The sequence below is a fragment of the Peribacillus loiseleuriae genome, from assembly GCF_001183985.1.
Lineage (GTDB): Bacteria > Bacillota > Bacilli > Bacillales > DSM-1321 > Peribacillus > Peribacillus loiseleuriae.
Map to the genome: position 1 here is coordinate 368,955 of NZ_LFZW01000001.1, position 24,520 is coordinate 393,474.

Annotated in this window: 19 protein-coding genes; 12 read left to right on the forward strand and 7 right to left on the reverse strand. The window is 37.3% G+C overall.

Annotated features, from left to right (window positions below; all coding sequences use genetic code 11):
* The first annotated feature begins 253 nt into the window (after positions 1-253).
* The 3 genes from AC625_RS01770 (at position 254) to AC625_RS01780 (ending at position 2,624) form a co-directional block, all read left to right on the forward strand.
* Positions 254-1,177 carry a diacylglycerol kinase gene (locus AC625_RS01770; protein ID WP_049679722.1) on the forward strand — a complete coding sequence of 308 codons (924 nt, stop codon included), beginning with the start codon at positions 254-256 and terminating at the stop codon, positions 1,175-1,177.
* Positions 1,178-1,324: 147 nt separating this feature from the next.
* Positions 1,325-1,888 carry a GNAT family N-acetyltransferase gene (locus AC625_RS01775; protein WP_049679723.1) on the forward strand — a complete coding sequence of 188 codons (564 nt, stop codon included), beginning with the start codon at positions 1,325-1,327 and terminating at the stop codon, positions 1,886-1,888.
* A gap of 13 nt (positions 1,889-1,901) precedes the next feature.
* Positions 1,902-2,624 carry an alpha/beta fold hydrolase gene (locus tag AC625_RS01780; protein WP_049679724.1) on the forward strand — a complete coding sequence of 241 codons (723 nt, stop codon included), beginning with the start codon at positions 1,902-1,904 and terminating at the stop codon, positions 2,622-2,624.
* 193 nt (positions 2,625-2,817) lie between these two features.
* On the opposite strand, the gene AC625_RS25290 is transcribed toward AC625_RS01780, so the two are convergent.
* Positions 2,818-3,039 carry a methionine aminopeptidase gene (locus AC625_RS25290; RefSeq protein WP_082191226.1) on the reverse strand — a complete coding sequence of 74 codons (222 nt, stop codon included), beginning with the start codon at positions 3,037-3,039 and terminating at the stop codon, positions 2,818-2,820.
* A gap of 224 nt (positions 3,040-3,263) precedes the next feature.
* Between AC625_RS25290 and rlmD the strand changes: the two genes are divergently transcribed.
* Both rlmD and AC625_RS01790 read left to right on the forward strand, forming a co-directional pair.
* Positions 3,264-4,634, forward strand: a complete 1,371-nt coding sequence (gene rlmD, locus AC625_RS01785; protein WP_049679725.1) for a 23S rRNA (uracil(1939)-C(5))-methyltransferase RlmD — start codon at positions 3,264-3,266, stop codon at positions 4,632-4,634.
* A 179-nt stretch (positions 4,635-4,813) separates the two neighbouring features.
* Positions 4,814-5,341, forward strand: a complete 528-nt coding sequence (locus AC625_RS01790) for a YehS family protein (RefSeq protein WP_049679726.1) — start codon at positions 4,814-4,816, stop codon at positions 5,339-5,341.
* A 376-nt stretch (positions 5,342-5,717) separates the two neighbouring features.
* Here AC625_RS01790 and AC625_RS01795 read toward each other — a convergent pair whose 3' ends face one another.
* The 4 genes from AC625_RS01795 to AC625_RS24995 all read right to left on the reverse strand — a co-directional run bounded on the left by AC625_RS01795 (position 5,718) and on the right by AC625_RS24995 (position 9,765).
* Complete coding sequence (locus AC625_RS01795) at positions 5,718-6,404, reverse strand: hypothetical protein (protein WP_049679727.1); 687 nt, start codon at positions 6,402-6,404, stop codon at positions 5,718-5,720.
* A complete protein-coding gene (locus tag AC625_RS01800) occupies positions 6,401-7,297 on the reverse strand; it encodes an ABC transporter ATP-binding protein (protein WP_049679728.1) in 897 nt (298 codons plus the stop codon). Before AC625_RS01800 ends, AC625_RS01795 begins: the two co-directional genes overlap by 4 nt.
* Positions 7,294-7,665 carry a GntR family transcriptional regulator gene (locus AC625_RS01805; RefSeq protein WP_049679729.1) on the reverse strand — a complete coding sequence of 124 codons (372 nt, stop codon included), beginning with the start codon at positions 7,663-7,665 and terminating at the stop codon, positions 7,294-7,296. The genes AC625_RS01800 and AC625_RS01805 overlap by 4 nt, the downstream gene beginning before the upstream one ends.
* 468 nt (positions 7,666-8,133) lie before the next feature.
* Complete coding sequence (locus tag AC625_RS24995; protein ID WP_053177979.1) at positions 8,134-9,765, reverse strand: stalk domain-containing protein; 1,632 nt, start codon at positions 9,763-9,765, stop codon at positions 8,134-8,136.
* Between the two features lie 470 nt (positions 9,766-10,235).
* On the opposite strand from AC625_RS24995, the gene AC625_RS25295 reads away from it, so the two are divergent.
* Entirely contained in the window at positions 10,236-11,462 is a 1,227-nt protein-coding gene (locus tag AC625_RS25295) for a L,D-transpeptidase family protein (protein ID WP_082190908.1), read from the forward strand.
* Positions 11,463-11,729: 267 nt separating this feature from the next.
* On the opposite strand, the gene AC625_RS01820 is transcribed toward AC625_RS25295, so the two are convergent.
* Complete coding sequence (locus tag AC625_RS01820; RefSeq protein WP_049679730.1) at positions 11,730-13,478, reverse strand: methyl-accepting chemotaxis protein; 1,749 nt, start codon at positions 13,476-13,478, stop codon at positions 11,730-11,732.
* A gap of 520 nt (positions 13,479-13,998) precedes the next feature.
* Positions 13,999-15,609 carry an FMN-binding glutamate synthase family protein gene (locus tag AC625_RS01825; RefSeq protein WP_049679731.1) on the reverse strand — a complete coding sequence of 537 codons (1,611 nt, stop codon included), beginning with the start codon at positions 15,607-15,609 and terminating at the stop codon, positions 13,999-14,001.
* Positions 15,610-16,215: 606 nt separating this feature from the next.
* On the opposite strand from AC625_RS01825, the gene AC625_RS01830 reads away from it, so the two are divergent.
* From AC625_RS01830 to AC625_RS01855, 6 genes are all read left to right on the forward strand, one after another.
* Positions 16,216-17,295, forward strand: coding sequence for an extracellular solute-binding protein (locus tag AC625_RS01830; protein ID WP_049679732.1), 1,080 nt, complete (start codon positions 16,216-16,218; stop codon positions 17,293-17,295).
* A gap of 202 nt (positions 17,296-17,497) precedes the next feature.
* Positions 17,498-18,511, forward strand: coding sequence for an ABC transporter ATP-binding protein (locus AC625_RS01835; RefSeq protein WP_049679733.1), 1,014 nt, complete (start codon positions 17,498-17,500; stop codon positions 18,509-18,511).
* Positions 18,512-18,518: 7 nt separating this feature from the next.
* Positions 18,519-20,237: an ABC transporter permease gene (locus AC625_RS01840; protein WP_049679734.1), complete on the forward strand. Its 1,719-nt coding sequence runs from the start codon at positions 18,519-18,521 to the stop codon at positions 20,235-20,237.
* A 12-nt stretch (positions 20,238-20,249) separates the two neighbouring features.
* Positions 20,250-21,080, forward strand: a complete 831-nt coding sequence (locus AC625_RS01845) for a glycerophosphodiester phosphodiesterase family protein (RefSeq protein ID WP_049679735.1) — start codon at positions 20,250-20,252, stop codon at positions 21,078-21,080.
* Between the two features lie 37 nt (positions 21,081-21,117).
* Complete coding sequence (locus AC625_RS01850; protein WP_049679736.1) at positions 21,118-21,900, forward strand: inositol monophosphatase family protein; 783 nt, start codon at positions 21,118-21,120, stop codon at positions 21,898-21,900.
* 96 nt (positions 21,901-21,996) lie between these two features.
* Positions 21,997-24,171 carry an extracellular solute-binding protein gene (locus AC625_RS01855; RefSeq protein WP_049679737.1) on the forward strand — a complete coding sequence of 725 codons (2,175 nt, stop codon included), beginning with the start codon at positions 21,997-21,999 and terminating at the stop codon, positions 24,169-24,171.
* Positions 24,172-24,520: the final 349 nt, after the last annotated feature.

The following is a 24,520-nucleotide window of genomic DNA, read 5'->3' on the forward strand; positions in this document are numbered from 1 at the left end:
AATAATCAAAGCTAGCTGGTAAAAGGTTCAAACGATAAAACTAGAGTTTTTGAAAAAATTGCTATATAATTTGTTCAGAAATGATTTAACGGATTCTCTGTAATAAGAACTTATGATGAAAGTGAGCAGAGAGGCTCACTCTTTAAGGAATCGCTATTGATTCCAAGACGATTATCGCTGTTCGTTGCATTCTGTTTGGTGAATCTTTACCATATAGTGACTGAAACGTATTTTAACATTAGGATGATGGGAAATGAAAAGAGCAAGATTGATTTATAATCCGACATCAGGCCGAGAAATGATTCGGAAAAACTTACCGGATGTATTAGCTAAGCTTGAAGCGGCAGGGTATGAAGCTTCATGTCATGCTACAACAGGGGCGGGCGATGCAACACGTGCTGCAGAAATTGCGATTGCACGAGGATATGATGTAGTCATTGCTGCAGGCGGTGACGGTACCATTTATGAGGTTGTAAACGGTCTTGCCGGAGCGGAAAATCGGCCTAAACTTGGTGTGATCCCGACCGGAACAACGAATGACTTTGCGCGTGCTATTCATGTACCACGCTCGATTGATGCTGCGGTGGATATTATTACAAAGGGTCATACTATGCCGATTGATATCGGGAAAATGAACGAAAAATATTTTATCAATATTGCTGGGGGCGGCCGATTAACGGAGCTTACCTACGAGGTGCCGATAAAGTTAAAAACGATGCTCGGACAATTGGCTTATTACATGAAGGGCATTGAAATGCTACCTTCGATTCGAGCTACGGATGTAACGATTGAATATGACGGGAAGTTTTTTGAAGGAGAAATTATGCTTTTCCTTGTTGCGAACACGAACTCTGTTGGCGGCTTTGAAAAGCTAGCACCTGACGCTTCTCTAAATGACGGCATGTTTACGCTATTAATTTTAAAGAAAACAAACCTAGCCGACTTTATCAGAGTAGCATCACTGGCTTTACGCGGGGAGCATGTTCATGATAAAAATGTGATTTATGTTAAAGCAAATAGAATTAAAGTAACCGCAAAAAATGAAATGATGCTAAATTTAGATGGTGAATTTGGTGGACTAGCTCCTGCAGAATTCGTCAGTCAGTATCGTCATTTCGATGTTTTTATTCCGGAAAATACGCTACATGACGATCCCGCAAATAAGCTGGAAATATAAATGAGTAAAATGGAGGATGTCTCAAAACTAAAGTGGCAGACCATACAACTATATACAGTTTAGGTGTATTCCATAATAATCTGTGTATTCTAGTGTGAGGTCAGACCCTTTTGGGACATTCTCTTTCTAATTGAGGAGAACAAACAAATGATGATCAGACAAGCGGTACCAGCGGATGGACAGATATCCGCTTATTTAATTAGATTGGCGATTCAGGATATTGCTGAAGCGTTGACGAGTGAACAGGAAGAGGAAGCTATTTTAGATGTGCTTCAATATTTTTTCAGTCATCCAAATAACCGGTTAAGCTATGAGAACGCGCTGATAATAGAAATTGAAGGAAATGTAGCTGGTCTTATTTTGACCTATCTTGGAAGCGATGCGGAACAGCTGGATGGATTAATCGTGAATCGTTTAAGAGAGAAGAAGAAGAACTCGGAGATAACGACTGAGAAAGAAGCGGAACCGGAAGATTTTTATATCGATACAGTGAGTGTCAATCCACAGTTTTGGGGACAAGGAATAGGAACTGCCTTGATTGAAGCGGCCCAAGAGCTTGCGATGTCGAAAGGACATAGAAGGATATCTCTAAATGTTGAGGTAGAAAATACACGCGCACACCGTTTATACAGTAAGCTAGGGTATAAAACTGTGAATCACAGACAAATTAACGGGCATGATTATGAATATATGGTGAAACAACTGTCATAAGGGAGGGAATGTAATGCTTGAAGGTTGGGTTAAAAATGGTGATATTCGTATCCATTATATGGACAACACTGGACCGTCCACAGAACCCCCACTCGTCATCATTCCCGGTTTGACAGAGACGGGGGAAGAGTATGAGGATATTCTTCGTGCTCTTGCGCCCCGTCGTGCACTGGTCATTACAATGCGTGGAAGAGGACGAAGTGATACACCAGAAAAGGGATATACGCTGGAGGATCATGTAACAGATATTGAAAGCGTGATTAAACATATCCATATTGAAAATTTCGTCTTATTCGGTTTTCATCGTGGTGTTGTTTATGCTTTAGGATTTGCGATGGAGAACTTAAGTCGCTTGAAAGGGCTCATCATCGGCGATTACCCTGCTGTTGAAACAGATTTACCAGAGGGATGGGCCAATCTTCTTGTTCAAAAAGCAGGGAGAACCGCGTTGACTCATATGACGCTCGATACATTAAAAGCAATCGAACATGATTCCCATGAACATCCATTTTGGAAACAATTGGGCAATGTTAATTGTCCGGTATTAGTCCTTCGAGGGAGTCAGGAGGGAATCGGACTAACGAAGGAAGGAGCGATGGAATACCTGCGCTCCGTCCCAGGCGCCCGCGTTAAAACAATTGCGGACGGCTCATTAGGAAGCTTCAATTTGGGGTCTCAGCATTTGCTCCATACATTAAAGCAATTCTTTGAAGATGCGAAGAAATGTGAGAATTAACAAAAAATACGGCTTTACAGGCCGTATTTTTGTTCAAAGATAAAGTATAAGGTTTTTTTATATATTTGGTGTCTGGAGAAAGCAACTTACACCCTGTGGTCTAGCCAATCAAGCTATACGGCGATGATTCTTGTCTTGCTCGTCTTATGCTAGCCCTTAGGTTGATCAAGGCGCTTGAGCTTTACTTAATTCTTTAGCCTTCCGTTTGACTAATTGTTTCTGCCCAGTCGACATAAGAGCCGCTACCGTTGCAGCCTGGACAATCATACACATTATTGTAGCTGTATTCATAGGAAGCATACGAGTTAAAGCCTCGACCGCGGCAATCCGGACATAGTCCTTTATCCTGCATGAGCGCTACATGTCTTTCCTGTCTAGCGGTATTCCAGGCAGAAATCGATTGAAACAATCCCATTTTGCTCACCTCACTTTTTCCTTTATTTTGCATCAAAAGCCAGATCATATACGCATGTCCATATTTATTTTGATAACCTTATTTATTTTTATGAAAAATATTGATAAAAGGTGCTTTTGTTTGTCTAGTGAATGTGTGATAAAATAAGAGTTCTAAATATATGATGGATACTGCTGCAGAAGTTTGTTGAACTGTAAGCATTTCGATAGAAAAGGAAGTATACAATGGAGAAAATAATTCCCGTTTCAAAGAATGATGTAATAGATGTAGTATTTGAGGACTTAACACATGATGGATCAGGTGTTGCCAAGGTCGATGGCTACCCAATTTTCGTTCCCTACGCATTGCCCGGGGAAAAAGCACTAATCAAAGTAACGAAGACGAACAAGGGCTACGGATTTGGTCGCTTAATGGAACTGAAGGAAAAAAGTGAAAACCGCGTTGAAGTGAAAAAAGAAGAAGCGCATAAATACGGCGGAAGCCAGCTTCATCACCTGAGTTATGAAGGTCAGCTACAATTCAAAGAAAAAACAGTCCGTGAAGTGATGGCAAGAATCGGCAAACTTGAGAATGTAACGATTCATCCGATTATCGGAATGGAGGAACCTTTACACTACCGCAATAAAGCGCAGGTCCCTGTTGGTGAAAAAGATGGACAACTTATCGCAGGATTCTTCAAACCACGCAGCCACGAAATCGTTGATACAAATGAAAGCATTATTCAGCACCTGGCTGTAAATGAAGCGATTCAAACTGTGAAAGAAATATGCAATGAACTCGGTGTAGAACCATATATCGAGAAACATCATCAAGGTGTACTACGTCATATTATGGCCCGTTACGCAAAACAAACCGGAGAGCTGATGATTGTACTTGTAACAAGAACAGCTAAATTGCTTCAAAAGAATAATCTTGTCGAAGAAATTACGGCTCGTTTGCCGCATGTTAAATCGATTGTTCATAATGTGAATTCAAAACGGACAAACGTCATCATGGGTGAAAAAACAAAGGTGCTATGGGGCAATGATGTGATTTATGATTATATTGGCGATGTGAAATTCGCTATTTCGCCGTTATCCTTTTACCAAATTAACCCTGATCAAACAAAGGTACTTTATAGCAAAGCGCTTGAATTTGCAGGACTTACTGGGAAAGAGACTGTGATTGATGCCTATTGTGGAATTGGTACAATTTCTCTATCTCTTGCTCAAAATGCTAAGCATGTTCTTGGAGTGGAAGTTGTGCCAGAAGCAATTGCTGACGCACGCCGAAACGCTCTTATCAACGAAATTAACAATGTCGAATTTGAGGTTGGCGAAGCAGCAAATGTCATCTCTGAATGGTATCAGGATGGGAACCGCGCAGATGTATTAGTGGTCGATCCACCACGTAAAGGCTGTGAGGAAACACTGCTAAACACGATTATCGAGATGAAGCCGAATAAGGTCGTTTACGTATCGTGCAACCCGGCAACTCTTGCTCGTGATTTGCGTATTTTAGAAGATGGAGGGTATCATGCGGTTGAAATTCAGCCTGTAGACATGTTCCCGATGACGACACATGTAGAGTGCTGTGTGTTGCTCGAAAAAAAATAGAAGATATGTAAGAGTCCGAGAATCTATAAAAGATTCCCGGACTTCTTTCTTCTTTCACTTCAATACGTTCAATTAGTTTGTGAAGAATTTCTTTATCAAGAACTCACGATAGTTCTTAAAAAGGGCAATAAAAATGATGAAGCTACTGTGCAAATAGGAATATTATAGGAGGTTTATAGATGGATAATCATGATATATTAATTAGATTAAGATATGCTCTAGATATAAAAAATAAAGATATGGTAGAGATATTTAAACTTGGCGGTATTGAAGTAACAAAAGAAGAAGTGCTAAAGATGCTTACAAAATTAAAAGACAGTTACCATAATGAAGCTGATAATGATGGTGATATAAGTGAAAATGAAGAGAATATAATATGCAATAATATGATGTTAGAGTCATTTTTAAATGGCTTAATTACTTTTAAACGAGGGAAACAAGATCCAAAACCAGGACAATCTAAAAGCCCAGCATTGTCTGTAGAGAATACGGAAAGTGTAAATAATCTCCTTCTAAAGAAATTGAAAATAGCACTAACATTAACAAGTGAGGATATGCTTGATATCTTAGAAGAAGCAGGAGTCATGATAACAAAAGGAGAATTAAGCGCTATATTAAGAAAAGAAGGCCATAGGAATTATAAAGAGTGTGGTGATAGATACGCTAGGAATTTCTTAAAAGGATTAGCTATAAAATATAGGGGATAAGGGAGCATTAAAGCAATGATCCATCATATGTGAATGGAAAACAGGGTAGTTTCCCCTGTGTAATTTACGTGTAAAAGATGTTGTTCTAATTATAATTCCTAAAGAAAACTGCTTACGTTAGGAAAGCACCAGGAGTTGCAACGAACCAGCACCCCTATTGCCATATGTGGAGTGCGTCCCTTTATTAACATTAATATAATAGGCTTTAAGACAAGAAGTTGATATCAATACTCACATCAACTTCTTGTTTTTTTGAATTGTACTGTGGATTTATTGGTGAAATTTGTTCGATTTATCTTAAGATTCAGTCCTTGTTTTCCTGTATGAATCTGTATTGTGTTATTCTCTATATCAAATATTTCTCTCCAGTGGGAGATCAAATGACTGCCCGCCGCAACATGCGGTAAGAGCCAAGGAGATAGAGGAGAGTGAATGGCATAAGCCAATAGGCAATTTGTACAGCTGTATGGCTGGCAAACCAACTAAAAATACTTCCCCAGACTTCGAAATGATGCAAAAGAAAGATCACGATACTTCCAATCAGTAAGAAGACCATCGCCCCAAGGAACATCCCTTTGCGGCCAAAACGCCGTGCATAACTCGATATTAAAAAGCCTAGGAAGAACGTATTGAGAAATAGAATCATGTACAGAATAAACTGTTCCAAGAGTGTACCATCATTGACATATGGAAAGTAGAAAAAGTGGAGCCTAGTGCCCCAGCCATTCGTCTGTTTTTCTAATTGCGCGAATAAGAAGATCAGACTTGTAAAGAACGCGCTACTGATCGTTCCTATTATTACAGATCCGATAAAATAATCGATTCTTCTAATTGACATTCCGATAGCAAATGGAAATGTTTTTCCTACTACGATAATTCCTGCTACAAAGATGTAAATGACAACTGAAGATATCCCCCCTGTATACAGATCTTCTTGATTAGAAACCAAGAAACTAACAGTAAGATTAACTCCGAAACTAAAAAACAAGATGATGGCTGGAATATAAATCCATGACCACTTATCACGATAATGAAGTTTTAATACACCGGAAATTCTATTCACTTCGTATTCACTTCCTTTTGTTCAGATCGTCCACTTGTTAAATGGACGACAAGCTGTTGCAAGGATACAGGTGAGATTTCGAGTCCACTTGCTGTCGCTTGTTTTTGATCAGAACCGTTTTCGCTGTGAATCACAGTGGCAGATAGTAATCCACCGAACGGCTCACGGTGTACCGTTTCTTTTCCAATGAGAAACGCTTCCACCTTAGATGCTTGCCCAGTGACTGTGAAAGCTTTCCCCCGTAATTCCTCTGCATCTTGATCAATAATTAGTTTCCCATTGTCCATGACTAAAATATGTTCAAGCAAGCTACTCACTTCATCAATCAAATGGGTAGACAGAATCACTGTTCGCGGATGTTCAACATAATCTTCCATCAATCGATCATAAAATAGCCCTCTTGAAACTGCATCGAGTCCTAGATATGGTTCATCAAAAATAGTTAGAGGCGCCCGACTTGCAAGACCTATCACGATTCCTACTGCAGAAAGCATTCCTCGAGATAACTTCTTGATTCTGCGTTTCAGAGGTAAGTTGAAATCCTTGATGAGTGACCTAGAAAAGTTGACATCCCAATTTGGAAAAATGGATTTAGAAACGTCTAATGCGTCAAGGATATTGTAATGATCAGGGTATTTTTGGCTCTCTTTAATAAAACAAATTTGGCTAAGGACGTTAGCATTTTCATAGGGACCTTCCCCAAATACTTTCAAATCACCACTTGTAGGAAAAATTTGTGCGGTAATCATTTTCATCAAAGTCGTTTTACCAGCACCATTTCTACCGAGAAGTCCGTAGATTTTATTTGCTTGCAAAGCGAAACTAGTGTCATGAATAGCATTAAATTTTTCATACGATTTATTGAGCTGTTTCACTTCAATCACGTTTTTCATCGTTTGTTATCTCCTCTCTGGATCATATCCATTAACTGATCAGCTGTAATCCCAAGCTTCTCTGCTTCACGAATCATTGTGACAACATACTCATCGAAAAATTGCTCTTTCCGCTTTTCAATGACCTTTGTTCTTGCTCCTCCTGCAACAAACATTCCAATCCCCCGCTTTTTATATAGAATGCCTTCATCCACCAACAAGTTGACGCCTTTGGCAGCAGTTGCAGGATTGATTTTGTAAAATGCGGCGAACTGATTCGTTGAGGGAACTTGTGCTTCTTCAGGAAGACCACCTTCAATAATGTCATCTTCAATACGTTCTGCGATCTGGACAAAAATTGGCCTTCCATCGTCAATTAAGTTTTTCACTACGTCACCACCGTGTTGGTTAGTTACTTATGTAATTAACCATATAACGATGAAGAAAGAATGTCAATAACCAAATGTAGGATTTTTAAAAGATAGGCGCCCTCATCGTCCGATCATCATATTAAATTCTTGCGATAGAAGAAGGACTTATGTGTAGCTTTAAACGGTTTAAAAGAAGTGGAACAATTGAAGGGTACTATGGAAACGCAAATGATGGAGTAACATTTTGAGGGGATATCACAGAAGTGGGCTCCAAGAAGCCCACTCCTTTAGGCGGCGGGAGGAATGGAGTGCTTTTTTATTTATGAACATATGTTTTCTTGTGAAGTTTGGGTAATATTCCCTTTAATGAAAATTAAAGAGGCAGTCCTATAATGAAAGGATCAGCCCCAAAATCTAAAGTATATCGTTTATATGATATGTGCATGACATAATAATGGGTGAATAAAATATAAAGTCAGCCCCTAATTAGTAAAGATAAAGTGTGCGGCCACGTCCCCAATCGACTGTGAGGCCTGTTGCTTCTGAGATGAATCTGATTGGGACAAGTGTACGTCCATTTTGGATCGTTGCCGGGACATCCAGAGCAACATTTTGACCATTTACGGTCCCATTCTTTGAGTTAATTTTCATCTGAATTACCGTATTAGATGAATAGGCTTCAACGGTTTGGGTGTTTTGATCCCAGTTTAGATCTAGTCCGGCTTTTTCAAAGAATGGTCTGATTGGTACGAGCATTCGTCCATTTTGAATAATTGGCGTATCCTGGTCGAATGATAGAAGCTCATGATTAAGACTTGCTTGTGGTGTTTGTGTATCACTTACTTTGACATTTGTTATACCTGGTGATAGTTCTTTAAATATATCTGTTGAAATGAATATTTGGCCATCATTAATGAAAATATCCGCATGTGTTTGAAGTTCATCATTGTTTACATATATTTTATTTTTAAATGGCAAGATGTTCATCGTTGTTTTCTTATGATTCAATTGAACTCGCTTTACATAGGCGGTATTTACTAGATTTTTTGTATCAATATAACGTTGGTCTTTTTCACCGCGAAGAAGGACAATGATATAATTATGGTCCCCCATTGTTACAAAACTAACGAGATTATGACCGGAATGACTTGTGTACCCTGTCTTTCCAGCTTGAGCGGAAGGGAGGTAGAATGGACTTGTAGCTTGCACGAGTTGATTCGTATTTTTCCACGTCTTTGTAATTGTTTGGCCGCTTTTATTTCGATAGCTTGTTGAATAAACTGGTGTACTAGCAATTTTTAAGAAAGCTGGGTACTTTGCTGCATCTTTTGCAATTAGGGCAAGGTCAGATGCAGTTGTATACAAGTTTGGATGGTGATAGCCATGCGGATTTGTCAAGGATGTATTCGTTGCACCGAGCTCTTTTGCCTGCACGTTCATCATCTGAACAAATTGCTGCTCAGACCCGCCAATATGTTCAGCAATGGCTGCGGCAGCGTCATTACCAGAAGGGAGCATCATCGCATAAAGAAGTTGTTCAAGTGTCATTTTATCACCAGGTTTGATACCTGCTACAGAGCTATCGGCAGGGATATCTTTAGCACTAGGGCCAATTGTCACGACCTCGTTTAAATTACCATGTTTGATTGCTAGAAGTGCTGTCATAATCTTAGTCGTACTAGATGGATATAATCGTTGATTAGCATTCTTAGAGAAAACGGGTACACCGTTTTTTCCGTCTTCAATGACAAACCCTGAATAGGCACCAATCTTTGGATTAATCTGAAATGTATCTGTGAAGTCAACCGTATCTTTCGGCAATGAGCTTACTGCTTTTGTTAGAGTAACAGAAGGGCTGCCAGATAAATAAATGTCCTCAGAGCTTAAATCAAGTGTCAGACCAAGAAGCAGTGCAGCGTCTTGCAAAGGAAGATAAGCCTCGTTTTTATAAGTAATGAGTTTTCCTTGTGCTAGTGAAACTTGGTTATTATAGGAAATAAAATAGGATTCCTCGTATGCTTGAATGGTCTTTGGGGTATTCATCGCATACGTAGTTCCAGTAGAAAATACAATAAATACGGTGAGCAAAATGACGAAGATTAAATGTATTTGACGCAACTTGTTCAAAACTCCTCTCTAAAAATATAGCTGATGTGATCTTTCATAGTTTCATATTCGCTAATATTCGCCAAAACTCCTTTTCTTTTGCTGTTTTGGTTGTATAATTATGTAAAAAAAGAAAGTTGATAAGGACAAAGTAATGAAAAATATTCAATTTAGCAGATTCTGAATAATGGAAGTGCAGAATTTGAGATATTTCTACTACTTTTCTCGAATGATGGGAAATTGCTTTTTAAGATAGGAAAAAGGCTCCAATTAACCGAAACTATGAGTATATTAAGTAGAGACTAGGAGAGGAAGGAAAGGGTGATGAAAACGATTAGTGGTATATTCTTTATAACGTGTAAAGGGCAAATGGCTGACAATCGCTTTTAAGACAACTAAAAAAAATACCAAAGTGATTATTACCGTTTGATTACAAATCTTACAAAAAAGTACCGATTAATTGATAGTTAGGGGGAAAGATGATGAAGAAAATGTGCTTTGCCATAGCAATGCTTCTAATTATGTTTATCCCACAGTTCGCTCAAGCAGAAGGTGACCAATTCATTATTATTAATAAGTCAATCAATGAACTAGCATTCTATGAAAATGGTGAACTGGTCCGAACATTCCCTGTTGCGACTGGAAAAACAAACAGTCTGACACCAGAAGGGGTATTCCCCATTGTGAATAAGATTAAGAACCGTCCCTATTATACAAATGGCATTCCTGGTGGAGATGCTAGAAATCCATTGGGAGATAGATGGTTAGGTCTTAATGCTCGGGGTACATATGGTACAACATATGCGATTCATGGAAATAACAACTCAAATTCAATTGGAAAATATGTCAGTGCGGGCTGTGTTAGGATGCGTAATGATGATATTCATTGGCTATTTGATCGGGTGAAAGTTCATACTAACGTGCTGATTGTTAACTCATCGAAATCATTTGCTGAGATTGTCAGTACAACCGACTATCAGCTAAAGCCACCTATTAAAGTTATTATTGATGGCAAAGAACTTGCAGTAAATGTTCATCCGTTTATGGATAATAATCGAGTTTTAGTGCCAATGCGTTCGATTTTTGATGAGATAGGTGCAACAGTTCAGTGGGATAGCGCAACAAAGTCAATAACCGCAATCAAAAATAATCATAAGATCCAGTTGAAAATTAACTCAAAACAGGCGACGATTGATGGACAACCGCAAGTATTAGACGTAGCTCCGACAATCCGACAGAATACGACCTTTGTTCCGACACGCTTCGTTAGTGAAGCACTTGGAGTAGCAGTTCAGTGGGATAGTAAAAAAAGCCTGATTACCCTCACATCACCGAAAGAACCAACAGAACAAGAACGAACGAAGATTAGTGTGACGGTCAACGGACAAGAGGTTATCGGCGGAGGCTTTATCGAAGCTGGCACGGCAATGGTACCATTGCGTGATATTTTTACTCCGCTAGGGGCATCGCTTCAATATAATCCTACAACTTCTACACTTACAGTTATATATGGAGGAAACAAAATGACAGTAGCCTCTGGGGATAGAAAAGCAATCATCAATGGGGAGATTATATCCTTGCCACAGGCATCTGTTATTGTAGATGGACGATTGTATGTTCCAGCAAGAGCTTTAACAGAAGGATTTGCAGGTGAAATCATACAGGATCAGAAAACAAATAAGGTTATAATCGTACTATCTAAGCGCTAGTAATTAAAATGCCTGCTCTCTTTGCAGGCATTTTAGCTCTAATGAAGATCAAGTGGGGTTTCTTAGGAAAATATATTGCGAATCTTCACGTCACTACTTCTATGTAAAATAGAAGAAATACAAAATGAGGGTGCCCCAAAAGGGTCTGACCTCACACTCTATCGATCGTTTATTGGGTATGTTCACGTCCTAAACGATAGATAGTAGATGTGGGATTTGACCCTTTCGTTATGGAGCATCCTCATTTTGCTCATTGTGACACTTAACTTATTTGAACTTTTCGAGTGCTATGCGAAGATTTGCAGATGAACGATTAAGCGATTGGATCAAGCTAGCGAGTGAATCCATAGCCTCTTTTTGTAAATCTGATGCTTCTGCTGCAGAATACGTACGACTGGCATTATCGGTTGCGAGCGACATGACTTTCTCCATTGAAGCTAGCACCTCTTCAAATCCTGAAGACATTTCTTCTGTCACTGCTGATACGTCTTGGATTTCATTGTTGACATTTCGCACTGTAACGAGTACAGACTCTAAATCATTTCCGATAGCTGTGACAAGATTCGAGCCTTCTGCCATTTTTGTAGCACTTGTACTCATTTCAGCAATTGCTGTAGAGGTCAGGGTTTGGAATGAATTCATTTCATCTCGAATTTGTTCAGCCGAACTACGAGACATTTCGGCTAGTTTCCTTACCTCATTGGCAACTACAGCGAAGCCTTTCCCGGGCTCCCCAGCACGTGCCGCTTCGATTGCTGCGTTAAGCGCAAGGAGATTCGTTTGTTTTGCGATTCCTGCAATAATGTTGACCATTTCTTCTATGGAATTGAAATTAGATCCGAGATCGCGCATGAATGTTGCCGATTTCTGGACGGAGTGTTCGACTTCCTTAATTTGACCGACAAACTGTTGTGAATCGTTGACGCTCGACACGACAAGCTCTTCCATGATGTTGGATGCGGCGGCTACGGTGGACGAGGATTCAGCGATACGGTGAATACCAACCGTCATTTCCTCCATTGATGTAAGTACTTCCAGGTTATTCGTCTCCTGCACTTTGCTCGTAGTCGAAATCTGGGTAATGCTATGCGTGATTTCTGCGTTCGATTCCTGGACAGTATTCACGATCTGGGTTAGTTCCTCAGTTACTTTAAGGAGAGAAATTGCAGTGTTGTTTACGTCCATCATTACCTGTTTCATTTGCAACAAGGACTGTGTAAATGAGTTCTTGAATGAAGTGATTTCATTACTACCAGTAGTTTGCACAGAAACAAGTGACTTTCCTGCAGTTGTGAGATCTCCTGTCGCAAATTCCCGTGCGGCTTTTTCCATCTCGCTTAAAGGACGAAGTGCACGTTTAATAAATTGTTTCATGAGAAACATCGCAACGACAACGATGGCTAAAATAATTCCAATGTAAATTGGTAGGTTCGTTTTCAATATTTCAGAGCGGACAGTTCCGACTGAATCAGCTGCAATGTCTACACCGACAACCGCGATTTTTTCCCCTTTGGTGTTATAAATGGGGGCGAATGCAGAAAGGTAACTACCGTATTCCGGGTCATCAATAATTTTCGTTGCATTGCCTTCATCTTTTAATGTACCTTCGATTGTTTTGTACGTTGTGAATTCGTGTGTTTCACCAATTGGAATCGCATTCGTTGCATCGGGGCCCACTGCATCGATAATGAACTGCACCGGTTCATCTGAAGATTTTGGGGCAGTCAATGTGTAAAGAAACAGAACTCCGCTCTTCCTCTGCAAGTCCTTCAGATCCGCACGGAGTTTCCAGTATAGTTCGGATTCGGTCATGTCACTCGTTATTTGTTCATACTCCTTCGCATCAAGTAATGATGCAATATGTTGCGCCATACTAATCCCTTGAAGACCCATTGACTTATTCACTGTTTTCGATGTGTTCATAAATAAAATGATTCCAATGGCAATCGATACAGCAAGCATTGTGCAAGCAACGTAAAGAGTGATTTGCCTGCTTAGAGAAACATCCTTTTTCATTTTTTTGCACTCCTTTATGTAATAGTGCGTGTTCAAAAAGGAGGATAAAAAGAGCCGAGAAGTTCTGAGAGCAATTGTCTTAAACCTTTCGCGTATACAGTAATACATGAGGACCGGAGAGACAGAGCTTTAATGCAATTCGACAGCTATTTTTACCGGACTTTTTGAACATCCTCTAATAGCCGCTTTTATTCTAACATAATACCTATAAAATATATAACTCACATTTTAACGTAGTAGAATTGTATATTTCTATGGAAAAGCCGGATGGGTTAATTAAATGGAAGGAATCAATGTAAGGGGGGATGGTCTTTAACAATAAACTTTTAAAAAAATAATAATGGATACACCTTTTCAAACAAGTAGATCAGATAAACGCTGATTATATTGTGAAAAAGGAAAAAGGAACTATACTTCCTTGGTCCATTTGAAAGGCTGAACAAGGTTAATGTTCAGCTTTCCAACTAAACTCTTGTTAGTACTATAAGGTCAGCCAGTATTCATTACTATATTAACCTAGCTAAGTAGTTCCTTTCTCATCTAAGATATCTTTTTTAATTTCTACAGAAGAACCTGAAATTGGAAACAGGTCGGATAACCTTTTCATCTTTCCTTCCGCATCATTAAATACAATATGTTCTCGAGAAAACTTTCTTGGTGTATCGATTTCACACGCAGCAGCCAATGCAAAAAGGCCCTGCCTAACATTAATAATATAATTCATAACACGCCATTGCTTTTCCTCTGGAACGAGTGCATCTTGATATTTTGGATCTGTAGTGGTTATACCTGTAGGGCATTTTCCTGTGTGGCACTGCAAAGCCATAATGCAGCCGTTGGCAAACATAAAACCTCTCGCGGAGTTAACAGCATCTGCCCCAATAGCTAGAGCCATCGCTATTTTATCAGCGGATATTAACTTTCCTGAGGCGAAAATCGTTAGTTTATTGCGAATGCCATAGTGGTGGGCTTTATCCACCACGGTAATTAATGCCGGATAGAGTGGGATGCCCATTGAATCTGCCATTGATTTATATGTGGCACCAGTCCCGCCTTCGCCACCATCCACTGTGATGAAATCTGGATAGATTTGAAGGCTTTTCATGGTCTCGAAAAATTCATCTAAATTCGAATGATATCCTACGACAATTTTAATTCCCACAGGTTTTCCACCTACATCTTGCAGTGTTTTGATAAACTTCAACGTTTCCATTGCATTATGCAAAAAAGGAAAGCGATTAGGTGAATTAATGGTTTTACCAGCTGGAACATTACGAATGTTTGCGACCTTTGGTGTTACTTTTTCTCCTTCGAGGTGGCCACCGCGAATTTTCGCCCCTTGACCAAATTTTAGTTCAAATGCTTTTACATTTGTTTCCTGGGCCTTCAACCTAAATTCTTCGAGTGAAAAGTTCCCATTATCATCCCGATATCCAAATAAACCAGGTCCAATCTGTGCAACAACATCTGCATTACTTTTTAAATGCTCTGGTGCAATTCCACCCTCACCTGTATTGATCCATGAGCCACCTGCCATCTTACTACCATTACCTGTCGAAAGGATATAACTTTCGCCTACAGCGCCATAGGATGTAGCAGAGGCACCAAAAGGACCGCATAATTTCCATGGGAAGTCTCGCTCGGGGCCAACTATTATCGCATCTTCCTCATGATAGAGCCAACGATTGACTTCATCCTTTTCAAGATGTTCACGTCGTGTAAATAGTCCCTCATGGTCAATTTTATATTTCATTGCATGAACCTTTTCTTGATTATCAACTCTTAATTCTTCGTTCAATAGCGGAAATAACCCATTCGCTATATAGTAACCAGGTTTTTCAAAGTCTCGCTTGGATCCGAAGCTTAAAAGGTCGTTACGATATTTTGCTGAAAAGATAACGCTTAAGAATTCCGAACGTGTAAAGGGTTTACCGCTATTATCATTATCAAACCAATACTGTCTAAACTCTGGTCCCATCTTTTCTAAAAGGTATCGAAGCCATCCTAAATATGGATGTGCGCGAATAATGGAATGCTGAGGCTTTTTGGAAACACTTTTAAGCCATAGAAATAAACATAGTGGCCCACCAATAAATACGACTAAAAGGATTATTAAAATGATCAACAACATTGAATTACCTCCTAAATACTAGCGGATTTATACATAAGCCTGAAAAGATTGCTTGCTCATTTCTAATCTTATTTAAACCATATGTATTAGGAGTCCATTTCATAATTAATTTATGAAATCTAAGCTTATATTGCTGGCGGTTTAAAAGATAAAGTTAAAAAATGGTCCTTCTACAACGTGGCTGTTTACTTTAATCAGGTTGAATAAATAAAAAAGGATTCGTTTGCTTGCCGCATTCGAATCTTTTTTATTGCTAGGTTATAAAAGTGAAAAATAGGATCCTTTTACATTTTTGATAATGGTCCTAAACACTTATTTTTGCACGTTCCAATACCTATCTTGGATGCGTCAATTTACTTGAAATCTCTATATTTTACTCAAATTGTAAACATTGTAAAGCTTGTGTGAATCTTTTTTAAGACTAAGTAAATTGCATTGTTTTATAAAAAATCAGCTTATATAATAACCTTGTGATAAAAAATTGACACGTTCCAAAAAGAAGGGAGTAATAGTAATTACGACAAAAAGTATTTAATGAAATAAAGAATGTTCTCGTATGATAGAATTTTTTGATAAAAAATTAAACTTACAAAAGGGTGAAAAAGGATGAGAGTAAAAAAACCACTTCTACTCGTAATGGCATTCATGTTGGTTGCTAGTATCTTAGTAGGTTGTATGAATAATGATTCAACAAAAAAAGATACAGCAACAGACACAAAAGATGGAAAGAAATCTCTTATTGTTTATTCAAACTCTGTATCTGACGGACGTGGAGATTGGTTAACTAAAAAAGCTGCTGAAGCAGGCTTTGAACTTAAAATTGTAGAGGCAGGTGGTGGAGATCTTTTAAACCGTTTAGTTTCTGAAAAGAACAATCCTTTAGGCGATGTCGTTTTTGGTTTAAATCAAATGAACTTTGAAACATTAAAGGCAAATGACATCCTTGTTCCGTATGAGCCAAAATGGACTGCAGAAATTCCCGAAGGTTCAAGTGATAAAGACAAGTTCTATTATCCACTTGTAGAACAAAGAATCATCATGATTTATAACAAAGATGTGTATACAGAAGAAACAGCTCCTAAAGATTGGACAGACTTAATTGAAAATGAAGAATTTGAAGGGAAATACCATGTTCCAGGTAATTTAGGTGGAGGCACAAACCGCTCTGTTATCTACGGAATGCTAATGAGGCATGTAGATAAAAATGGTGGCTTAGGTATATCGGAAGAAGGTTGGAAGGAAATTAAAGCATTCTTTGACAATGGATATAAAACGCCAGAAGGTGAAGATGCTAACGCAAACCTTGCATCAGGAAAAGTGCCAATTTCATTCACGTATTCAAGCGGATTACCTGGTATCGAAGAGGAGTTTGGATTTGAAGCTGGAATCGTTTCACCGGAAGTTGGTGTACCGACTACAGTTGAGCAAGTAGGAATCATTAATAAAAGGAAAGATCAAGATACGGCTGTAGCAGAAGAATTTATTAACTGGTTTGGTAGTGCAGAAGTTCAAGGTGCTTGGGCTGAACAATTTGGTTCTTTACCAGTAAATACAAAAGCAGTTGCAAAAGCATCAGACAAAATGAAGCAAATTGGTGAAAACACAAAGATTCAAGATATGGATTATACGTTCATTTCTGAACATATTGACGATTGGGTAGAAAAAATTGAATTAGAAATTTTCTAATAAGAATTTGGAAGCGCCTTGATTAGCCCTTTTGGTTAATCAAGGCGGGACTGAGCGGATGAGTAGGCATCTTCCGTTCAGTCCTGCCTTGTAGGTGGGCAGCTAAAAGTTATCAAACTTTCCTCAACCCTTATTAAGAAAACCTTATAAACTGTCGAACCATAAAGGATTTGGCGGTTTTCATTATGAAGGAGGATATCACTTGATTACGTTTCAAGATATACAAGTAAAATTTGGTGATTTTGTTGCGATACAAAACTTAAATTTAAATATAAAAGAAGGCGAATTTTTCACGTTTTTAGGACCATCTGGTTGTGGGAAAACAACGACTTTAAGAACGTTAGTAGGATTTATTACACCGACCAATGGGAAGATCATTGTCGATGGAGAAGATCTGACAAATACGCCCATTGAAAAAAGGCAAATTGGTATGGTATTTCAAAGCTATGCCTTATTCCCTACAATGACTGTGTATGAAAATATCGCTTTTGGGTTAAAAGTTCAAAAAAATAAAAAAGAAGAGATCAAAAAACGCGTTGAAGAAATAGCACGGGTTGTCGATTTAACGGATGAGCAACTTATAAAAAATGTCTCAGCATTATCAGGTGGACAGCAACAACGTGTGGCGATTGCACGGGCATTAGCACTTGCACCTAAGATCATCGTGTTAGATGAACCATTATCAAACTTAGATGCAAAGCTTCGCAAACAATTACGAAAAGAACTAAAAAAATTGCAACTTGAACAAGGGATTACAACGGTTTATGTGACACATGACCAAGAAGAGGCCTTAACATTGTCAGATCGAGTAGCGGTTTTTAATAACGGTGTTGTTGAACATGTAGGTACACCAGATGAAATTTACAATCAATCAAAAACAGAGTTTGTCTGTAATTTTATTGGTGATGCCAATGTAATTAGTCAGAAAATAATCGAAGAAATCGCTGGGAAAACGAATATGAAAGTAGATCCTGCTAAGAAATATTATATTCGAACGGAAAAGATTAAAACGAAAGTATTAGAAAGTGATCAACATTCCGTTTCACTTCAGGCAAAGGTTATGTCAAAAGAATTCTATGGCACATACTCTCAATACAAATATGAAGTTATGGGAACTTCTCTTGCAAATATCGAAAAAGAAGATGGGGATTTTCAATATTTAGAGGGCGACGATGTGACATTATTTATTAATCCCAAAGACATACTTCAATACTAGGAGAATCATGATGAAGAAATTTATAAACGTTCATGTTCATAATAAAATCTATCTTTGGCTTGTTGGAATTATCCTTACATGGTTTATTGCAGCATTTCTTGTTCTCCCAAATGTAAATATTCTTTATACGACATTTTTTGCAGATGGAGCCTTTTCATTAGAGCCTTTTCAAAAATTAATATCATCTAAAAGAGCGATGAACAGTTTACTGAATAGCTTTATTTTAGGGATAACACTAGTCATCACTGTAAACATTACCGGAGTTTTCTTAGTTTTAGTCACAGATTACTTTGCCATCAAAGGAGCAAAGATCTTGAGACTTGTTTATTTTACGACGATGATCTACGGCGGACTTATCTTAGTATCGGGCTATCAATTTATCTATGGGAATTCAGGATTTTTAACGACAGCCTTAGTGAAAATCTTTCCGACGATGAATCCGGATTGGTTTGTCGGTTACCCAGCAGTTGTGTTTGTCATGACCTTTGCTTGTACAACGAATCATATCATTTTTCTGTCGAATGCAATAAAAAGTATTGATTATCAAATCGTTGAAGCAGCCAAAAATATGGGGGCTTCGCCTTGGCAAATTCTCATCAAAGTTGTTTTACCTGTGTTAAGACCTGTATTAACGACATTATCCGTATTGTTATTTGCCTCAGGACTCGGTGCGATGTCTGCGCCGTTGATTGTAGGCGGGAAAGACTTTCAAACTATTAGCCCAATGATTCTAACATTTGCTAATAGTATGAGTTCAAGAGATCTTGCCGCATTGTTAGCCATATTTTTAGGTGTTTCACAAATTGCGTTACTTTACTTTATTACGAGAGCTGAGAAAAAAGGCTTTTATATGTCAGTTTCAAAAGTAAAAACAAGAATTGAGAAGCAAAAAATTGAAAATAAGGCTACCAACTTTATTGTTCACTTTTTTGCCTATGTTCTATTTGCCATCTATGTGCTGCCGATAATGACTGTCATTATTTTTTCATTTACCGATACGTATAGCATCAGTACGGGTACACTTTCATGGGAGCACTTTACATTAGATAATTACATCAAGATTCTAACGGATGCTTCATCATATGAACCATTCGTGATAAGTATCATTTATTCTGGGTTAACGGCAATTATTGTTGTAGCTGCCATGTTATTTATCGCACGAATTATTCACAAATATAACAATAAATTAACAACTTCGTTAGAGTATTCATTCCATATACCTTGGCTAATCCCAGGTATACTAATGGCTTTAGGTTTAATTATCACCTACGATAAACCGATGCCCATTTTAGGAAATATTGTTCTAACAGGGACATTAAGCTTATTGTTGATCGCTTATGTGATTGAAAAAATCCCATTTACCTTGAGGATCCTAAAAGCAGCTTACTATTCATTCGATAGCTCGCTCGAGGATGCAGCAAAAAATCTAGGTGCAGGTTCATTCTATACATTCGTTAGAGTCATCCTGCCAATCGTTTTACCGACAACGTTAGCGATACTCGCATTAAACTTTAATAGTCTATTAGCTGATTATGATTTAACGGTATTTTTGTATCATCCATTATATCAACCGCTTGGTATTGTGATTCGGAATAATACCGATCCAACCGCATCGATCGATGCAAAAGCGATGAACTTTGTGTACTCAGTTATTTTAATGGCCATATCTGCAGTTGTTATTTATTTTATTTATGGTAGAGGAAGTAAGAAGAAAAATATTTTATAAAAGAGGTTTAATATGAATTTAATAAAAGAAAAATTAGAAATCCACCCATTTTTAATCGCTGTCCATCGAGGAAGTAGTATGGGGAATATTGTTGAAAATACGATTCCTGCCTTTCATGCGGCCGTTCAATCAAAAGCAGATATGCTAGAAATTGATCTTATTCGTTCGACAGATGGAAAGTTTTATATTTTTCATGACGGGAATGAAAATAGGCTTTTAGGGCAAGATCATAACATAAAAACGATGGGTTCAACCGAAATTGACGCACTCAATTATCGAAATAATATTGGTCATAGTGTAAATTTTAAAGTTGAGAAATTAGAAAATGTGTTGAATACATTTAAAGGAAACATTCTTATCAATCTTGATCGTTCTTGGGAATATTGGGAAACACTCCTACCTTTCCTTGATCAATTTGACATGGAAGATCAAATTCTCTTAAAATCACCAGTTCAAAAGAGCTATTTGGATATTTTGAATGCCCATCCTGTGAAATATTCATATATGCCAATCATTAAAAAGTTGCCAGAAATCGAAGAGGCTGAAGCCTATCAAAATATTAACCTTGTTGCCATGGAGATCATTGCAGAGGATGTGGAAAGTCCATTCTTCCAGGATAAAACGATTAAAAGCATCAAAGATAAAGGTTTATTCATATGGATCAATGCGATTAAACTTGATGAGGAAATCATTTTATTTGCAAAATTTGATGATGATGCTTCAATTATAAAAGGCCCAGAACACGGTTGGCAAAAGCTTATAGAAAAAGGTGCAGACATTATCCAAACAGATTGGCCAAACCATTTAAATAACTATAGACAAAAACTTAAGCTTACTAAATAATAGTAAGCTTTTTAAGCATAGGAAAAGAGGAGAAAATATGGAGAACTTACAAATCATTCATACTCAAATTGTAGAATGGTTAAACGAAATTGTTCCAATTATTAAAGGTTCTTTATCAGAAGAATTAATAATTGAAACAAAATTAAATCGAAAAGATCTAGTGACGAATATCGATAAAAAAGTTCAAGATTTTCTTGTTCAAAAAATTAAGGGAACATATCCGGCACACATAATTGTTGGGGAAGAATCTCCAGAATTAAAAATAAGAGATAAAAGAGAGCATGTTTGGATCATTGATCCGATTGATGGTACCGCAAACTTTGTAAAACAACAAGACCATTTTTGTATTTTAATTGCTTACTATGAAAATGATATCGGTAAGTTAGGTTATATTTTTGATGTGATGAATGACGATTTATATTATGCCATTGAAAATAAAGGGGCATTTGTTAATGATGAAAAATTACCAATTCAAAAAGAGGTTACTTTACAAGAAGGGCTGATTTCGGCAGATGTCAGAGATTGGGCTGGGAAGGAGTGCTTTGGACGGTTGGCTGAGGAATCCTTTGGTATTCGTTACTTTGGCTGCGGAGGCATTGATAGTATTCATGTCATTACCGGTAAGTTTGTTGCATTTGCTACGTCAAAATCTGGACCTTGGGATTTAGCGGCCCAACTTGTTTTTGCAAAAGAATTAGGCTTGAAAGCTTCTCACTTTGATGGTCGAAAATTACATTATTTAGATCGTGGCGATTGGGTTCTTTCCAATAAAGGGGCCTATGATGATCTTATAAATATTCTAAAAGGCTGGAATTGTTAATTATATATATAGTTTTATTGAAAATGACTAATGAAATAAGGATATTTGTTAAAATTGGAAGAACTTTATTGTTCTTTTAGGAGTGAAAAAAACAGGATGGTAACAATTTTAGATATTGCGAAAGCAGCTGGTGTCTCACACGGGACTGTTTCCAATGTGTTGAATGGCAAAGGGAATGTTAGTTCTAAAAAAATGGAGCGTGTTCTGAGAGCAGCAGAAGAATTAGGTTATAATCTCAACAAAAATGCGAAGTTACTACGTTCAGGTGATAGCCAAACAATTATTATGATTTTACCAACTCTTGCTTTAGATGAATATGCCACATTTTACGAGAGTTCATTAAAAGAGGCGACTGCAAGAGGGTATCATGTGAATTTGTATTGTACCTATGATAACCCAATAAAAGAATTAGAAATTATTAAAGAAATCATCAAAGAGAGACCTTCAGGAATTATTACAGTTTCATCTTTAGAGGATGCTAATGAATACTATAATCAACTTACAATAAATAAAAGCGATATTATTTTTATTAATCGTCATGTCGAGAATGCCTTAGAGTATATCTCTTTTGATTTCAAACAAGTTGGCGTGGACATGGCAAATTATTTGAATCATTTTAATAAGAAGACAATTGGTGTTTTTACGGATGAAGCTAAATATTCGAATGAAAGTGACTTTATTTCATCATTTTTAAATCAAGTAAACAATAAAAATATCGTGATTTCGCAGTCAAATATGGCCCACGAATATGAAAATGCATTCAATATGATTCAAAATACGTCATTCGATTTCATCATTACGACAAATGTATCAAAAGCAGTAAAGCTACTTAAGGCTTATCATTATGGGTCATCGAAACCTTTACCTAAAATGATTGCAATGGCACCCTTCAAAAATACGTATAGCAATGAAACACTCTATTATTTTCAGGATTATGGCTATTTAGGTGAAAGTGTGGTTAAGAAAATTATACTTAATATTCATTTGAAAAATAAGAGCCATGCAAAAATTTATCATAATATTGGTTTTTTAAATAAGCATTTGAATTATAGTAAATTTGATTCACAAATGAACATTTTAACAATTGAATCACCAACGACTGAAGCTTTAAAGAAAATAGTCCCACACTTTGAAAAAAACACAAATATACATGTCAATTTAGTAATAAAAAAGACGAGTGAAATTTTTGAAATTATTAAAGACGATGAAGCATGGAAAAACTATGACATTATTCGTTTAGACGTTGTGGGGCTATCTTGGTACGGTCAGAAAATCTATAAGAATTTACAAGGACTAAATCATAACATGGATCGTGTGTTAGAAAATATCCCGTATTTTTTAAAAGACTACTATGCGAATATTAATGACGTGACCTATGCTCTACCATTTGATATTAGTATTCAAATGCTATTTTACCGAAAAGATATTTTTGAAAATGAAATTATGAAACGAAAATATTTTGAGAAAACGAAATCAGAATTAAAAATACCAACGAATTTTAATACGTATAATGAAATTCTGAAATTCATAAATGAAAGTGATTTTGATTTAGTAAAAGAATTAAACGGGGCATCGATGATTACTGGGAATGCGGGGACGATAGCTACTGAGTATTTACTTAGGTATTATTCGCTTAAAGGAGCACTTTTAAATAATTCAGAAATAAAACTAGATGAGAATATTGCGAAAGATGCAATGAAACTGCTACATGAAAGTTACCGAAATTCAAATGTTGTGGATACAAATTGGTGGGGAGAAGAAGTAAAATCCTTTGTAGACGGAAAATCGGCAATGGTCATGGGATTTATGAACCACTTATCCGTTGTGTCCCAAAGTAATATTAAAGATTCAATTGGTATTGCAAATGTACCAGGAGATACTCCTTTATTAGGTGGAGGTATTTTAGGAATTACAAAAAATACGAACAAAATAAATGAAAGTATTGAATTTTTGAATTGGTTAAATAGTAATGAAATTTCAGAGCAAATTACATTACTTGGAGGAAATACAGCAACGTATTTCCTATCGAATAGTTCCGTCGTACAAACAATGTATCCTTGGTTAAACAAAGCTAAAAAGACAATTATGAATGGAAAACGAGAAAGTGCGTTTGAAAATGGACAAAGTATCGATTTAAAACAAGCTGAAGAAGTGATTGGTAAATACATGCTGCAATTACTGGAAGAAGAGCAACCTGACTATGATCAATACGCAGTGAAAATAAATGAAGAACTTGAGAAGGAACAGGAAAATTTAGTAACTCAACATTAAAATAGCTTGTACGTATTAGCAACAATGAAGAGGATGAATCACATAAGTCATCCTTTTGGACGTAGTTTCAATGTTTAACTCCAGCGCCTGATCACTCCGAGGTCATCGTGTCTTATTTCTGACCATAGGGTACATTTTAATTGATGGATAGGGATTTTTTATCGAGCATGCTGTTAGGAAAAGTTCCTCGTTATGAAGGTAATACGGGAAACCAACTGCGGCCATAGGATGGAACTATCATTTTACCTCTGTTATCCCGCAACTTATTTAAGCTATATTTTAACAAATAGGCAACGTTCCTCTGATTTTCGATTTAGTTTGAAAATGAAATCGTGAGAAAACGAGAGAA